Annotated in this window: 13 protein-coding genes; 5 read left to right on the forward strand and 8 right to left on the reverse strand. The window is 70.2% G+C overall.

Annotated features, from left to right (window positions below; translation table 11 throughout):
* Positions 1-13: 13 nt before the first annotated feature.
* Positions 14-1,786, reverse strand: a complete 1,773-nt coding sequence (gene argS / locus AB0E78_RS40750) for an arginine--tRNA ligase (RefSeq protein WP_361844418.1) — start codon at positions 1,784-1,786, stop codon at positions 14-16.
* A gap of 156 nt (positions 1,787-1,942) precedes the next feature.
* On the opposite strand from argS, the gene lysS reads away from it, so the two are divergent.
* Together lysS and AB0E78_RS40760 are read left to right on the forward strand one after the other, a co-directional pair.
* Positions 1,943-3,688 (forward strand): lysine--tRNA ligase, encoded by a 1,746-nt coding sequence (lysS, locus tag AB0E78_RS40755; RefSeq protein WP_361844420.1) that lies wholly within the window; start codon positions 1,943-1,945, stop codon positions 3,686-3,688.
* A 320-nt stretch (positions 3,689-4,008) separates the two neighbouring features.
* A complete protein-coding gene (locus tag AB0E78_RS40760) occupies positions 4,009-4,218 on the forward strand; it encodes a hypothetical protein (RefSeq protein WP_361844422.1) in 210 nt (69 codons plus the stop codon).
* Between the two features lie 21 nt (positions 4,219-4,239).
* On the opposite strand, the gene AB0E78_RS40765 is transcribed toward AB0E78_RS40760, so the two are convergent.
* From AB0E78_RS40765 to AB0E78_RS40775, 3 genes are all read right to left on the reverse strand, one after another.
* Positions 4,240-5,694, reverse strand: a complete 1,455-nt coding sequence (locus AB0E78_RS40765) for a DUF2637 domain-containing protein (RefSeq protein WP_361844425.1) — start codon at positions 5,692-5,694, stop codon at positions 4,240-4,242.
* A 183-nt stretch (positions 5,695-5,877) separates the two neighbouring features.
* Positions 5,878-6,780 (reverse strand): DUF3558 domain-containing protein, encoded by a 903-nt coding sequence (locus AB0E78_RS40770; protein ID WP_361844427.1) that lies wholly within the window; start codon positions 6,778-6,780, stop codon positions 5,878-5,880.
* A gap of 116 nt (positions 6,781-6,896) precedes the next feature.
* A complete protein-coding gene (locus AB0E78_RS40775; protein WP_361844430.1) occupies positions 6,897-7,796 on the reverse strand; it encodes a DUF3558 domain-containing protein in 900 nt (299 codons plus the stop codon).
* 181 nt (positions 7,797-7,977) lie between these two features.
* On the opposite strand from AB0E78_RS40775, the gene AB0E78_RS40780 reads away from it, so the two are divergent.
* Entirely contained in the window at positions 7,978-9,171 is a 1,194-nt protein-coding gene (locus AB0E78_RS40780; RefSeq protein WP_361844432.1) for an RtcB family protein, read from the forward strand.
* Between the two features lie 69 nt (positions 9,172-9,240).
* Here AB0E78_RS40780 and AB0E78_RS40785 read toward each other — a convergent pair whose 3' ends face one another.
* Both AB0E78_RS40785 and AB0E78_RS40790 read right to left on the reverse strand, forming a co-directional pair.
* Complete coding sequence (locus tag AB0E78_RS40785) at positions 9,241-10,023, reverse strand: SDR family NAD(P)-dependent oxidoreductase (protein WP_361844435.1); 783 nt, start codon at positions 10,021-10,023, stop codon at positions 9,241-9,243.
* Positions 10,024-10,139: 116 nt separating this feature from the next.
* Positions 10,140-10,475, reverse strand: a complete 336-nt coding sequence (locus AB0E78_RS40790) for a YnfA family protein (protein ID WP_135335738.1) — start codon at positions 10,473-10,475, stop codon at positions 10,140-10,142.
* Between the two features lie 177 nt (positions 10,476-10,652).
* Between AB0E78_RS40790 and AB0E78_RS40795 the strand changes: the two genes are divergently transcribed.
* Positions 10,653-11,072 carry a MarR family transcriptional regulator gene (locus AB0E78_RS40795; protein WP_361844507.1) on the forward strand — a complete coding sequence of 140 codons (420 nt, stop codon included), beginning with the start codon at positions 10,653-10,655 and terminating at the stop codon, positions 11,070-11,072.
* A 23-nt stretch (positions 11,073-11,095) separates the two neighbouring features.
* On the opposite strand, the gene AB0E78_RS40800 is transcribed toward AB0E78_RS40795, so the two are convergent.
* Complete coding sequence (locus AB0E78_RS40800) at positions 11,096-12,553, reverse strand: MFS transporter (protein ID WP_361844439.1); 1,458 nt, start codon at positions 12,551-12,553, stop codon at positions 11,096-11,098.
* Positions 12,554-12,822: 269 nt separating this feature from the next.
* On the opposite strand from AB0E78_RS40800, the gene AB0E78_RS40805 reads away from it, so the two are divergent.
* The gene (locus tag AB0E78_RS40805) at positions 12,823-13,332 is read left to right on the forward strand and encodes a GNAT family N-acetyltransferase (protein WP_361844442.1); all 510 of its coding nucleotides are present in this window, start codon (positions 12,823-12,825) and stop codon (positions 13,330-13,332) included.
* Between the two features lie 264 nt (positions 13,333-13,596).
* Here AB0E78_RS40805 and AB0E78_RS40810 read toward each other — a convergent pair whose 3' ends face one another.
* The gene (locus tag AB0E78_RS40810; RefSeq protein ID WP_361844445.1) at positions 13,597-14,475 is read right to left on the reverse strand and encodes a helix-turn-helix domain-containing protein; all 879 of its coding nucleotides are present in this window, start codon (positions 14,473-14,475) and stop codon (positions 13,597-13,599) included.
* Positions 14,476-14,493: the final 18 nt, after the last annotated feature.

Consider the following 14,493-nt stretch of genomic DNA (forward strand, 5'->3'; position numbering starts at 1 on the left):
CGGGTACGGACGGTCAGAGGCGCTCGGGCGTCCTGATGCCCAGCAGGGCCAGGCCCTGGTGGAGCGTGCGGGCCGTCAGGTCGCACAGGAACAGGCGGTTCTCCGCGACTTCGAGGGCCGGTGCGGGCTTGATGACCGGGCACTCGGTGTAGAAGGTCGTGAAGAGCGACGCCAGGCGGTAGATGTACGCGGCCAGCTTGTGCGGCTCGTACTCCGTCGCCGCCTCGGCCACGACCTCGCCGAACTGGTCGAGGTGCAGGCCGAGCGCCCGCTCCGCCGGGGCGAGTTCGAGCTCCGGGTGCGCCACGGGCGTGCGCTCGCCCGCGTCGCGCAGGATCGACCGGATGCGGGCGTACGCGTACTGGCTGTAGACGCTCGTGTCGCCGTTCAGCGAGACCATCTGGTCCAGGTCGAACTTGTAGTCGCGGGCGGCGGACGTCGACAGGTCGGCGTACTTCACGGCACCGATGCCGATCTGCGCGCCGTTCTCGACGATCTCCGCCTCGCTCAGGCCGATCTTCGCGTTGTTCTTCTCGCGCACCACCGAGGTGGCCCGGTCGACGGCCTCGTCGAGGAGGTCGATCAGCCGGATCGTCTCGCCCTCACGGGTCTTGAACGGCTTGCCGTCCTTCCCGAGGACCGTGCCGAAGCCCAGTTGGTGGGCCTTGACCTCGTCGGTCAGCCAGCCCGCCCGGCGGGCCGTCTCGAAGACCATCTTGAAGTGCAGCGACTGCCGGACGTCCACCACGTACAGCAGGGTGGTCGCCTTAAGGTCGCCGACGCGGTTGCGGATCGCGGAGAGGTCGGTGGCCGCGTACCCGTAACCGCCGTTGGACTTCTTGACGATCAGCGGGGTCGGGTTGCCGTCCGGGCCCTTGACGTCGTCGAAGAAGACGCAGAGCGCGCCCTCGGAACGGACCGCGACGCCGGTCTCCTCCAGGATGCGGCAGGTCTCTTCGAGCATGTCGTTGTAGCCGGACTCACCGACGATGTCGGGGTCGGCGATCTGCATGTCCAGCTTGTCGAAGACCGAGTAGAAGTAGATCTTCGACTCGTCGACGAACCGCTGCCACAGCGCGAGCGTCTCGGGCTCGCCCGCCTGGAGCGCGACGACCCGGTCCCGGGCGCGGGTCTTGAACTCCTCGTCGGAGTCGAAGAGCACGCGGGACGCCTTGTAGATCTTGTTGAGGGAGGACATCGCCGCCTCCCCGTCCACGCTCGCGGCGTCGCCGTGGTCCAGCTCCGACGGGTGCTCCAGGAGGTACTGGATGAGCATGCCGAACTGGGTGCCCCAGTCGCCGATGTGGTGGCGCCGGACGACGCTCTCGCCGGTGAACTCGAGGATCTCCACCATGGCCGCGCCGATGACCGCCGACCGGAGGTGGCCGACGTGCATCTCCTTGGCCACGTTCGGCTGGGCGTAGTCGATGACGGTCGTCCCGGCGTTCTCGTTGTACGGGACGCCGAGCCGGGCGTCCGCCGCGCGGGCGGACAGGTTCTCGGTGATCGCCCGGTCCGTGACCGTGATGTTCAGGAAGCCGGGTCCGGAGACCTCGATGTCCTTGATCAGGTCGGGCGCGGTGATCCCCGAGACGACCTGCGTGGCCAGCTCCCGCGGGTTGCCCTTGAGCTTCTTGGCGAGCGCCAGGATCCCGTTGGCCTGGTAGTCGGCCCGGTCGCTTCGTCGCAGCAGCGGGTCGGCGGAGCCGGCCTCCGGCAGGGCAGCCGAGAGGGCGTCCGCGAGGCGCTGGTGGACGGAGGCGGTGAGGGACGTGACCGAGGCCATGAATGGGTGCCGTTCTGCTCGGGTGCCTGGTTGCTGGGGGTCGAGAAATTCGAGTATCCCACGGGGTGAAAAGCGGTTTTCGCGGTTACGGGTCGACCTGGGAGAATGACTCCGTCAAGCGGTACTCACGTAGAAGAAGAGTGGAAGAAGAGAGGCGTGCCGATCGTGGCTCAGAGCACCGATACCACCGACTGGGTCTCCCGCTACGCGGACGAGGTCATCGCCGAGTCGGAGCGTCGTGCCCCGGGCAAACCGGTCGTCGTCGCCTCCGGGCTCTCGCCCTCGGGGCCGATCCACCTGGGCAACCTCCGCGAGGTCATGACCCCGCACCTGGTCGCCGACGAGATCCGGCGGCGCGGGCACGAGGTCCGCCACCTCATCTCCTGGGACGACTACGACCGGTACCGCAAGGTCCCGGCAGGCGTCCCCGGCATCGACGAGTCCTGGGCCCAGCACATCGGCAAGCCCCTCACCTCCGTGCCCGCCCCGGCCGGGTCCGCGTACGCGAACTGGGCCGAGCACTTCAAGGCGGCCATGACCGAGGCGCTCGACGAGCTGGGTGTCGAGTACGACGGGATCAGCCAGACCGAGCAGTACACCTCGGGCGTCTACCGCGAGCAGGTCCTGCACGCCATGAAGCACCGCGGTGACATCGACGCGATCCTCGACCAGTACCGCACCAAGAAGGCGCCCGGCAAGAAGCAGTCGCAGAAGCCGGTCGACGAGGCCGAGCTGGAGGCCGCCGAGGGGTCCGGCGCCGCGAGCGAGGACGACGGCAGCGGTGGCGGGAGTGGGTACTTCCCGTACAAGCCGTACTGCGGGGCGTGCGAGAAGGACCTGACGACGGTCACGTCGTACGACGACGCCAGCACCGAGCTGTCGTACGTGTGTGCGGAATGCGGGCACAGCGAGACGGTCCACCTCAGCGAGTTCAACCGCGGCAAGCTGGTCTGGAAGGTCGACTGGCCCATGCGCTGGGCGTACGAGGGCGTCATCTTCGAGCCGAGCGGCGTGGACCACTCGTCTCCCGGGTCGTCGTTCGTCGTCGGCGGGCAGATCGTGCGCGAGATCTTCGACGGCGTGCAGCCGATCGGGCCGATGTACGCGTTCGTGGGCATCTCCGGGATGGCGAAGATGTCGTCCTCCAAGGGCGGCGTGCCGACTCCGGCCGACGCGCTGAAGATCATGGAGGCGCCGCTCCTGCGGTGGCTGTACGCCCGCCGCAGGCCGAACCAGTCCTTCAAGATCGCCTTCGACCAGGAGATCCAGCGGCTCTACGACGAGTGGGACAAGCTCGACGCGAAGGTCGCCGACGGCTCCGTGCTGCCCGCCGACGCCGCCGCGCACTCGCGTGCGGTGCGTACGGCCGCGGGGCCGCTGCCCGCGACCCCGCGTCCCCTTCCGTACCGGACGCTCGCGTCCGTCGCGGATGTCACGGCGGGCGCCGAGGACCAGACCCTGCGCATTCTGCGGGACCTGGACCCGTCGGACCCGATCTCGTCCCTGGACGAGGCCCGGCCGCGGCTCGACCGTGCCGAGAACTGGATCACCACCCAGGTCCCGGCCGACGCGCGCACGATCGTGCGTTCGGAGCCGGACGCCGAGCTCCTCGCGTCCTTGGACGACGAGGGCCGCGAGTCGCTGCGGCTGCTCCTTGAGGGCCTCGACTCGCACTGGTCCCTCGACGGGCTCACGCACCTGGTGTACGGCGTGCCGAAGGTGCAGGCCGGGTTCTCCGCGGACGCCACGGCGAAGGAACTCCCGCCGGAGATCAAGGTCGCGCAGCGGTCCTTCTTCGCCCTCCTCTACCGCCTCCTCGTGACCCGGGAGACGGGGCCGCGCCTGCCCACGCTGTTGCTCGCCGTGGGCGCGGAGCGGGTCCGCAAGCTCCTGGGCGCGTAGCGCTCGCGCTTTGCGTTACGTGTAAGGGGCGCCGCCCAGCTGTCACGGGCGCCGCCCCTTTCGCGTGCCGCGGGCTGGGCGGGCGTCTTCGGCGGCGCCTCGCTTCGCGTGCCGCGGACTGGACTGCCGCTTCGCGGCAGAGTTTTCCCGCCCACCCACCCGATTGCCCCGGGGTGCCGGGTGGGCGGGTGGGAGACATCCGCCGCGAAGCGGCGGGAGGTGGGGGAGGGGGCGCTGCCGCAGGCCTGCATCGTTTGGATTACTCCGGGATCCGTCCCGGGCAGGACGAACGGCGCCCAGGGGCGAGTGATCGTGGACGTATGAAGGAAATCATCTCCATCGTCGGATGGGTCGTCGGGATTCAGGGAGCCCTCGGCGCAGCCGGGCGCATCTTCGGGGGCGAGTCGTGGGGCCTCCTCCACAAGTGGTGGGACATCCCCACCCCCGGATACCTCGCCCTGTTCGCCGTGGGCACCGCCCTCGCCATCTGGGGCGAGAGCAGCAAGAAGCGCGCCCGCAGCAGCGGTTGAGCCACCGGGCCCCGAGCGCCGCTACGCGCTGTACTCGGAGTCCAGGTCCTCCTGGTAGCGGCCCCGGAAGTCACGCAGGTACGGGCGCAGCGTGCTCTCCGCGGGAGGGCCGCCCGCCTGGCCGGTGACGCCGTACAGGTCCATCAAGTACAGGCCGAACTGCCGGGCGTTGGGGTAATCGCCAAGCTCGCTCACGTACTTCCGGAACGCCACGAAGTACGCCTCCTCGCGGGACACGTCGTCCGGCAGCCCGGGAATGTCATCCGGAATCGGCAGCTCCTCCGCCGCCTCTTCCGCCTGCTCGGCCGGCTGCTGTGCCGTCTCGGCCTCCTCGCGCGGGCCCGGGATCAGATGCTGGCCGCTGAGGGGCCGGGTGCGGCCGGGCGCGCCCGAGGGGACCTGGAACGCGGGGTCGACCTCCGCCTGACCGGCACGGTCCTGCTCGTCGAAGTACGCCTGCTGCTGCTCCAGATACTCCTGCTGCTCGACGTAGGCCTGCTGCTCCGCGTACGCCTGCTGGTCCGCGTACCACTGGTCGTGCGGCTCTTCAGGAACGTACGAAGGCTGCTGAGCCGCGAACCAGGGGCTCACATGCGCACCCTCGGCCTCCTGCGCGGGCTGCGGCTGGCCCTGGCCCTGGCCCTGATCCTGCGGCTGCGCGTGCTGCACCTGCGGCTCGGCCTCCAGCTGAGGCGCGGGCGGCGCCACCAGCTCCGGATGCTGCGACTGCTGCGCCTCCCCGGCCACCGCCGTAGGCACCGGCACCGGCGCCGGCGGAAGCAGCGCCGGTTCGATGCCCGCCGCCGCGAGCCCCGCGGGACCCGTCTCCGCCAGAGGCACGCCGAACCGCGCGAGCCGCAGCGGCATCAGCGACTCCACCGGAGCCTTGCGGCGCCAGGAGCGGCCGAAGCGGGCCTGCAGGCGGGCCTGGTAGATCAGGCGGTCCTGCTCCAGCTTGATGACCTGCTCGTAGGAGCGCAGCTCCCACAGCTTCATCCGGCGCCACAGCTTGAACGTCGGCACGGGCGAGAGGAGCCAGCGCGTGAGGCGTACGCCCTCCATGTGCTTGTCGGCCGTGATGTCCGCGATCCGGCCCACCGCGTGCCGCGCCGCCTCGACGGCGACCACGAACAGGACCGGGATGACGGCGTGCATGCCCACGCCCAGCGGGTCCGGCCAGGCCGCCGCGCCGTTGAAGGCGATCGTCGCCGCCGTCAGGAGCCACGCCGTCTGGCGCAGCAGCGGGAAGGGGATACGGATCCAGGTCAGGAGCAGGTCCAGCGCCAGCAGGACGCAGATGCCCGCGTCGATGCCGATCGGGAAGACCGCCGAGAAGCTGCCGAAGCCCTTCTTCTCGGCCAGCTCGCGTACGGCCGCGTACGACCCCGCGAAACCGATGCCGGCGATGACGACCGCACCGGCGACGACCACGCCGATGAGTATTCGGTGCGTGCGTGTCAGCTGCATCGCGGCCACCCGCGAACCCCTCCCTGTTCGGTTTGTTGCGAGCGACAGCCTGGCACACGTATGCGGAAGCCGGTGTGCCGGTACGGCAGGAGCCCGGCCCACCAGGGGCCGGGCTCTGCAACTGCCGTGACTGCGCCGCGAGTTGCGCGCGTGACGCGCGTATGACGCGCGCCGCGCTTTACGCGCCCGGCGTCAGCTCTTGGTCTTGGAGCTGGACTTGGAGGCGGACTTGGAGCTCTGCTTGGAGCTGGGCTTGGAGGCCTTCGAGTCGTCCTTGGAGTCGTCCTTGGAGTCTCCCTTGGGAGCGGAGGACTCCTTCGACTTCGAGTCGTCGCCCGTGCCACCCGTGCCGCCCGCGCCACCCGCCTTGTTCGCGGAGACGACCGCCTCGGAGGCTTCCTTCGCGGCCTTCTCGGCGGCCTTGGACAGGTCCTTCGAGCTCGGCGCCTTGTCGCCCGCGAGGCCCGCGCCGTTGTAGTCGATCGTGACGACGGCGTTCTCCACGCGCGTCACGACCGTCTGCTGCTTGAAGTTTTCCTTGTCCTTCTTCAGGTCGTAGTGCACGACCGTCGTCTGGTCGCCCATCCCCGGCACCGGCTCCGTCTTGACGCTCTTCGCGCCCTCCGTCGCCTGCGCGTCCGCGACCTGCTTGGCGAAGTTGTTCTGCGCGCGCTTGGCGCCGCTGCCGAGCGAGGCGTCCGAGTCGAAGCGCATCAGCGAGACACGGAGCCAGCGGAACTGCGAGCCGTCGACGCCGTTGTTGTCGAGGCTGTCCCAGGAGCAGGTGCCACGCGCCGACGTGTCATCGGACGTGCCCGCCTTGCCCGACTTGTCCTTGGCCTTCGGTACGAGGTCCTCGAGCGTCTTCTTCGACAGGACCTCGCAGGGCTCGGGCAGCTTGCTGAACGCTGCCTTCTCCACACTCGCGGCCTTGTCCTTGTCCTTGCCCGAGGCCGAGGCGGAGGCCTTCGAGCCCGAGTCCTTCTTGGCCCCGTCCGAGCCCGAGTCGGAGGAGCAGCCGGAGGCAACGAGGATCACCGGTACGGCGGCTGCGCAGGTGAGTATGCGGGTGAGTCGCTGTGCTGGTCGGTGCATGGTTCCTTCACTCAAGTCACTCAAGACGGCTGTCGTCGGTTCGATGGGCCACGGTACGCCGTGCCCGACGCGGACGACTCCGCTTCCGGACAGCCGGTGCCCCGTCCGAACCGCCGCTATTCGCTGAACCCGTCGGCCAGCTTTCCGGCCAGTTCCTGCGCCTTTTCCTGCATTTCCTTGCTGTCCGGGATCTCCGTGCGACGCCCGGGCTGCTCGTCGTACTCGACGGTCACGATGACGTTCGACGTGCGGAACACCACAGTCACCGTGCGGTGCCGGGTCGCGGACCCGGAGGTCGTGAGCGCGTCGTCGAGGAAGGCCTCGTCGCCCAGGTCGTCGAGGATGCGGGGCTCGAGACCGGGCGCCGTGACGCCGTTTTCCGGAGAGCCGCTGGAGCCGCTGGAGTCGCTGGAGGCACTCCCGCCCGCGTCCCCCTTGCCCTTGCCTTTGTCCTGGCCCTTGCCCTTTCCGTCACCCTTCCCCGTCTCGGCGCCGTCGGACGGCTCGGGAGCCGAACCCTCCGCGCCGCCCTCGTCCGCGGCACCGGCGGACGGGGTGCCGGAGGGCGCGGCCAGATCCGCCTTCTGCGCCTTCGACGAGTAGACCTCCGTCGCACGGGTGTCATCGCTCACAGAGTTGTCGTACGAGACGACGCGCTCGAAGTCGACGAGCAGATGGTGGGTGGCGTCCGAGGACTCCACCTTCCAGCGGCAGCCCACACGCCGGTCGGTGTCGTACGTGACGGTGGGCGCACCCTCGTACGCCCTCTCCTGCTGCTCCTCGCCCGGGATCTCCTCGATGCCGGGCAGCATCGAGTCGAGCGTGCCGCGGTCGACCTGGCCGCAGGGCTCGGGGAGGGTGCGGTATTTGCCGGGCTCGGCGGCCGCGGTCGTCCCGCCGGTGTCGCCGGGCTTCGAGTCGTCCGGCTCACCGCCGAGCGCACCTCCGCCCGTGCATCCGGCGAGCAGCGCCGCGATGAGAGCCGCGACGCCTGGTACATACGCCTTCCGCTGCACCGATGGGCTCCTTCTCGCCGGGGATATTGGGTTGCCGCTGGTGGGCGACCGGTGGACACAATGTGTATCGCACGCAATGCCGTGGATGCCGGTCCGCGATCCCTTTCGTTGACCTTGGCGCCGGTATTTGCGCTTCAAGACTTTCAGCGGTGTTGTTCAACTACGGGGGAATGAGGACGTTATGTCGTACGTGGAGGTTCCGGGGGCAAAAGTACCGATCCGGATGTGGACGGACCCGGCCTCGGTCGAGGATGTCGCACTCCAGCAGCTCCAGAACGTGGCGACCCTGCCGTGGATCAAGGGCCTGGCCGTCATGCCGGACGTCCACTACGGCAAGGGCGCGACGGTCGGTTCGGTGATCGCCATGCAGGGAGCGGTGTGCCCCGCGGCGGTGGGTGTCGACATCGGCTGCGGAATGTCGGCGGTCAAGACCTCCCTGACGGCGAACGACCTGCCGGGCGACCTGTCCCGCCTGCGCTCGAAGATCGAGCAGGCGATTCCGGTGGGACGGGGGATGCATGACGACGCCGTGGATCCGGGGCGGCTCCATGGGTTCGGCACGTCCGCCTGGGACGACTTCTGGTCACGCTTCGACGGGATCGCCGATGCGGTCAAATTTCGTCAGGATCGGGCGACGAAACAGATGGGAACGCTCGGATCCGGAAACCATTTCATCGAGTTCTGTCTCGATGAGTCGGGTGCGGTCTGGTTGATGCTGCACTCGGGCTCCCGGAACATCGGCAAGGAACTGGCCGACCACCACATAGGGGTCGCCCAGAAGCTGCCGCACAACCAGGGAATCATCGACCGCGACCTGGCGGTGTTCATCGCGGACACCCCGCAGATGGCGGCGTACCGGAACGATCTCTTCTGGGCGCAGGAGTACGCGAAGTACAACCGCTCGATCATGATGGGGCTCTTCCAGGACGTGGTCCGCAAGGAGTTCAAGAAGGCCAAGGTGACCTTCGAGCCGGTGATCTCCTGTCACCACAACTACGTCAGCGAAGAGCGGTACGACGGGATGGACCTGCTGGTCACGCGGAAGGGCGCCATCCGCGCCGGCAGCGGCGACTTCGGGATCATCCCCGGCTCGATGGGCACCGGTTCGTACATCGTGAAGGGCCTCGGAAACACGGCGTCCTTCAACTCGGCCTCGCACGGTGCGGGTCGGCGGATGAGCCGGAACGCGGCGAAGAAGCGCTTCTCGACGAAGGACCTGGAGGAGCAGACGCGGGGCGTCGAGTGCCGAAAGGACTCGGGCGTCGTGGACGAGATCCCGGGCGCGTACAAGCCGATCGAGCAGGTCATGGAACAGCAGAACGACCTGGTTCAGGTCGTGGCCAAGCTCAAGCAGGTCATCTGCGTGAAGGGCTGAGGCGCGTGCGGAAGGCGGGGGCAGAGCCGCTCATGGCCCTGCCCCCGCCTTCCGCGTCCTGCGTCCGCGTCACAGTTCCCGGTGGACCTTGGTGTTCGAGGCCTGGGCGCGGGGGCGGACCACCAGGAGGTCGATGTTGACGTGCGGCGGGCGGGTGACCGCCCAGGTGATCGTGTCCGCCACGTCGTCCGCCGAGAGGGGCTCGGCCACGCCCGCGTAGACCTTCGCGGCCTTCTCCGTGTCACCGCCGAAGCGGGTCGTCGCGAACTCCTCCGTCTTGACCATGCCGGGGGCGACCTCGATGACGCGGACCGGGGTGCCGACGATCTCCAGGCGGAGGGTCTCGGCGAGGACGTGCTCGGCGTGCTTGGCGGCCACGTAGCCACCGCCGCCCTCATACGTGCCGTGCCCGGCGGTCGAGGAGAGGACGACCACCGTGCCGTCGCCGCTCGCGGTGAGCGCGGGGAGCAGGGCCTGGGTGACGTTCAGGGTGCCGATGACGTTCGTCTCGTACATCTGGCGCCAGTCGGCGGGGTCACCGGTGGCGATGGTGTCGGCGCCGAGCGCGCCGCCCGCGTTGTTGACCAGGACCGCGACCGTGCGGAAGGCGGTGGCGAACTCGTCCACGGCCGCGCGGTCGGTGATGTCGAGGGCGTACGCCATCGCGTCGTGCCCGGCGGCCGTGATCTCGGCCGCCAAGGCCTCGATGCGGTCCTTGCGGCGGGCGGTGAGGACGACGCGGTAGCCGGCGGCCGCGAGGCCGCGCGCGGTGGCGGCGCCGATGCCGCTGCTCGCGCCGGTGACGATCGCGATGCGGGTGGCGGCGGGCGCGGCGTTCGCGGCGGCGGTCATGGCTGCTCCTTGGGCGTACGTGTGTTCCTGCCTGTCGTCCCGCCAGGATAGGTCGGCTGCCGGATGCCGAGGGGCGCAGGCCGAGGGGTGCAGGCCGAGGGCCGGAGGCCGACCGGCTAGCGGCCCCGTGGCGCGTACATGATCACGGCCATCCCCGCCAGGCAGATCAGCGCTCCGGTCACGTCCCAGCGGTCGGGCCGGTAGCCGTCGGCGACCATGCCCCAGGCGATGGATCCCGCGACGAAGACGCCGCCGTACGCGGCGAGGATGCGGCCGAACTCGGCGTCTGGCTGGAGCGTGGCGACGAAGCCGTAGACGCCGAGTGCGATGACGCCCGCGCCGATCCACGCCCACCCTTTGTGCTCGCGCACTCCTTGCCAGACCAGCCAGGCGCCGCCGATCTCGAAGAGCGCGGCGAGGACGAAGAGGGCGGCGGAGCGGGCGATGAGCATGGGGGAATCGTGGCATGGGCGCCGAATCCGGCGGGCCTTCGGAAGTCTGCGTCGTACGCTTTCTGTCTGACGCAGATACCTGGAGGAGGGTGGTCCGCCGTGGCCAGCGAGAAGAACGGTGCCGGGGCGCGGCGCGATGCCCTGCTGGACGAGCTGTCCGTCGAGTCGCGGCGCTACATGGCGTCGTACGCCCTCTTCAATCAGGCCGTCGCCGACCACCTGAACCTGCACCCCACCGACCTGCAGTGCGTGAACCTGCTCGGCCTGGAGGAGAAGCCGGTCACCACGGGCCGCATCGCCGAGCTGACCGGCCTCACGACCGGTTCGGCGACGCGGCTCGTGGACCGGCTGGAGAAGGCGGGCTATGTCGTACGGGAGCGGGATGCCGCCGACCGGCGGCGGGTCCTCGTGTCGACGGTGCCGGAGAAGGTGGCGGAGTTCGGGCGGATGTGGGACAAGCTCGGGGGCGGCTGGTTCGCGCTCTTCGAGCGGTACGACGATGCCGAACTGGCCCTGCTCATCACGCACATGCGCCGCACCGTGGAGTTCAGTGCGGCGCAGGTGGCGCGGTTGCGGGGCGGGGAGCTGGACGGGTAGCGGGCACTGAGGCCGGGCGGGGCTCAGTGGTGCTGGTCCTCCTGCGCCTTGCGGGGCAGGAGTCCTACGAGGCCGCAGCAGAGCAGCGTGACGCCCGCGACGACGGTGAGGGTGACGGTCATGGCGTGGGCCGGGCCGCCGTCGACGGTCTTGAAGAAGACGGTGACGACGGTGGCCGCGCCGATCGCGTTGGCCAGTTGCTGCACCGCGCTGAGTGAGCCGCTCGCGCTGCCCGCCTCGTCGGGGGCGATGTCGCCGATGGTGATGTCGTAGACGGTGCCGAAGCAGGTGCCCATGCCCAGGCCGATGATGAGCATGGGCGGCAGCAGGGCCCAGCCGGCGGGGTGGGTCGGTGAGTTCGCGACGAGTGCCAACAAATATCCGGTGCCGGTCAGCATGATCAGCAGGCCGATGAGGACAAGCTTGCGGCCGAGTTTTCCGATGAGGCCGTGGCAGGCGATGGACGCGATGACGATGCCCGCGGAGAGCGGGACGAGGCCGAGCGCGGTGTCGGAGGGTGAGCGGCCGAGCCCTTCCTGCAGGTAGAGCGAGATGACGTAGAGCAGCCCGGACACGGCGGCGGAGAAGGCGACGCAGAGGACGAGCCCCGAGGTGAAGCCGCGGTTGCGCAGCAGCGAGGGCTGGATCAGCGGGTTCGGTGCGGTGCGCTGGCGGCGGCAGAAGAGCGCGAAGAAGACGAGGCCCGCGGCGATCAGCAGGAGGGGTGCGGGGGTCCAGCCGTTCGTGGAGCCCTCGATCAGGCCGGAGAGCAGTCCGAGCATGGTGGCGCCGAGGAGGGCGGAGCCTGCGCCGTCGATCGAGGTGGCGCGGTCACCGGGGTCCTTGGGGATCAGGCGGAGGGCGGCGATGAGGGCCGCGCCGCCCAGCATGAGGTTGACCAGGAACATGGGGCGCCAGCCGAGGCCGGCGAGGTCGGCGTCGATCAGGAACCCGGCGAGGATGGGGCCGCCGACGGCGGAGAGACCCATGGCGGGGGCGAAGAGGCTGAACGCCTTGCCGATCTCCTCGCGGGGCCAGACCGAGCCGAGGATGCCGAAGCCCTGCGGGATGACGAGTGCTCCGAAGGCGCCCTGTGCGAGGCGGGCGATGGTGATCGACTCGGGGCTGAAGGCGAGCCCGCAGGCGACCGAGGCGAGCGTGAACCCGCCGAGACCGAGCAGGAAGAGCCGCCGCCTGCCGTACTTGTCGCCGAGCCGTCCGCCGAGGACGAGGAGCACGCCGAGGGCCAGCGCGTAGGAGGCGCCGAGCCACTGGATGAGGCCGGGGCCGCCGCCGAGGTCCTTGGCGATGGTGGGGGCGGCGATGTTGGTGACAGTGGCGTCCACGAGGTCGAGCACATCGGCGGCGATGATCACCGCGAGGACGGCCCAGCGTTTTCGGGGGGTGAGCGGGGTTAGTGGGGCGGTGTCCGGTGGGGGTGCGTCGTGAGTGTGGGCGGGGGCGGGGGTCGGGGAGTCCATGGGCACGGGAGGGTCCTTCGTTCGCGAGGTCTTGCGAGGTCTTGGGAGAGCGAGAGAGAGGCGGTACGCAGTCACGGCGGGGCACGAAAGTGTGCGGCGCTGTGCAGAAGCTGCGTCACGCAGATAAATGTGCGGCATGGGGCTCGTACTGTCAAGGCGGTTCGCAGGAGGGGCGTGGCTGGGCGGCGTCCGCTGCACGTGCGGCACGTGCTGTACGTGGTGCGTGCCGGGCGGGGGCGTTGTCAGTGGCTCGCCGTACCTTGGCGGGTATGGAGAGACAGCGATCTGCGGGTCTGCAACTCGTTCCCTGGTCGGAGGGGGACTTCGCGCTGCTTGAGGCCAACAACTCGCCTGAGATGACGGCGCACTTGGGCGGCCCCGAGACGCAGGAGCAGCTGGTGTCGCGGCACCGCCGCTACCTCGCGTTGGAGGAGCGGGGGCGGATGTTCCGGATAGCGCTGGACGGTGAGGCCGTCGGCTCCATCGGGTACTGGGAGACGACCTGGCAGGGCGCGCCCGCGTGGGAGACGGGGTGGGGCGTGCTCCCCGAGTTCCAGGGGCGCGGCATCGCGGCGGCCGCCGCCCGGCTGGTCATCGCGGAGGCCAGGGCCGCGGGCCGGCACCGCTACCTTCACGCTTTCCCCTCCCGGGAGCACCCCGCCTCGAACGGCGTATGCCGCAAGGCGGGGTTCACGCTCCGGGGCGAGTCCGACTTCGAGTACCCGAAGGGGCACTGGATGCGGTGCAACGACTGGAGGGTTGATCTGGGGGAGGGGTGAGGCGGGGGCGAGGGGCCCCGGGCAGGCGTAGGGCGCGGGTGAGGCAGGTGTGGGGCGGGGGTGAGGCGCCGGCTGAGGGGGGGGCGGGGCAGGCGTGAGCAGGTGCGGGCACGGTAAGGCGCGGGTCAGGCAGGTGTGGGGCGAGGCTCGGCTGAGGCGGTGGTGAGGCGCCGGGTGAGGGGGGCGGGCAGGCGTGAGGCAGGTGGCGGGGCGCGGGGAGGTGGGGGTGAGGCAGGCGTGAGGCTCGGGTGAGGCTGGGGTGGGTTACTGCGAGGGGTGCGGCTGCGGGGCGTATGCCGTGGGCGGGACGCCTACCGTGGTGGTGAAGTCTCTGATCAGGTGGGCCTGGTCGGCGTAGCCCAGGGTCGTTGCCAGGGCTGCCCAGTCCACCTCCCGGTCCGTTTCCGCCCGCTCCAGCGCCTCGTGGATCCGGTGGCGCAGGATCAGCCACTTCGGGCCCACCCCGACGTACGCCGAGAACAGCCGCTGAAGTGCCCGGACCGAAAGCCCTTCCGCCTCCGCGAACTCGCCGACCCGGCGGATCCCGCGGTCCGTGCGGATGCGTTCGGCCAGGGCCATGGCGAGGTCCGCCTGCGGGTCGGGTGCGGGCCCGAGGCCCAGCAGGAAGGCGTCGAGCGCCGCCACGCGCGCGTGCTCCTCGTCGGGGGACAGGACCGCGTCGAGCGCACCCTCGGGGACCTCCCCGAACACCTCCTCCAGCGGCAGCAGCCGCCGCCCCGTCCACGCGGACACCGGCGCCGAAGGGGCGAACGGCCGGAAGCCGCCGGGACGGAACTTCACCCCGCAGACCCGTCCCGTCCCCTCCAGTTTCTGCGTGAAGAGGCCGAGCCCGACCCCGGCCACCTCGGCGAAGGGCTCCTGCCCGGAGAACCTCTGGAAGACGACGTTCACGGACGGGTGCGGCACGATGTGCGAGGCGTACGGCTCGGACAGGTCCCAGTCGATCAGCCAGTACTGCTCCACATAAGGGTGCAGGGCGGTCGCCCCCGGCGCGAGGCGGCGGAAGTCCACGCGGGCGAAGAGCCCGGCGGCATCGACGATGCCGCGGGTGTCCGTGCGCGGCCCGGGAGCCGGTGCGGAGGAAGCGCCGGAGGAAGCGGCAGAGGCGTCGGCGTCGGCCATGGCTGGATCGTATGCCGG

The sequence above is a fragment of the Streptomyces sp. NPDC032198 genome, assembly GCF_040636975.1.
Lineage (GTDB): Bacteria > Actinomycetota > Actinomycetes > Streptomycetales > Streptomycetaceae > Streptomyces.

Bases quoted from the DNA above. Each gene is read 5' to 3' on its own strand.
- AB0E78_RS40770 (WP_361844427.1), bottom strand. From the start codon at position 6,780: ATGCACCGACCAGCACAGCGACTCACCCGCATACTCACCTGCGCAGCC.
- AB0E78_RS40805 (WP_361844442.1), top strand. From the start codon at position 12,823: ATGGAGAGACAGCGATCTGCGGGTCTGCAACTCGTTCCCTGGTCGGAG.
- AB0E78_RS40800 (WP_361844439.1), bottom strand. From the start codon at position 12,553: ATGGACTCCCCGACCCCCGCCCCCGCCCACACTCACGACGCACCCCCA.
- AB0E78_RS40785 (WP_361844435.1), bottom strand. From the start codon at position 10,023: ATGACCGCCGCCGCGAACGCCGCGCCCGCCGCCACCCGCATCGCGATC.
- AB0E78_RS40810 (WP_361844445.1), bottom strand. From the start codon at position 14,475: ATGGCCGACGCCGACGCCTCTGCCGCTTCCTCCGGCGCTTCCTCCGCA.
- argS (WP_361844418.1), bottom strand. From the start codon at position 1,786: ATGGCCTCGGTCACGTCCCTCACCGCCTCCGTCCACCAGCGCCTCGCG.
- AB0E78_RS40760 (WP_361844422.1), top strand. From the start codon at position 4,009: ATGAAGGAAATCATCTCCATCGTCGGATGGGTCGTCGGGATTCAGGGA.
- AB0E78_RS40795 (WP_361844507.1), top strand. From the start codon at position 10,653: ATGGCGTCGTACGCCCTCTTCAATCAGGCCGTCGCCGACCACCTGAAC.
- AB0E78_RS40780 (WP_361844432.1), top strand. From the start codon at position 7,978: ATGTCGTACGTGGAGGTTCCGGGGGCAAAAGTACCGATCCGGATGTGG.
- AB0E78_RS40790 (WP_135335738.1), bottom strand. From the start codon at position 10,475: ATGCTCATCGCCCGCTCCGCCGCCCTCTTCGTCCTCGCCGCGCTCTTC.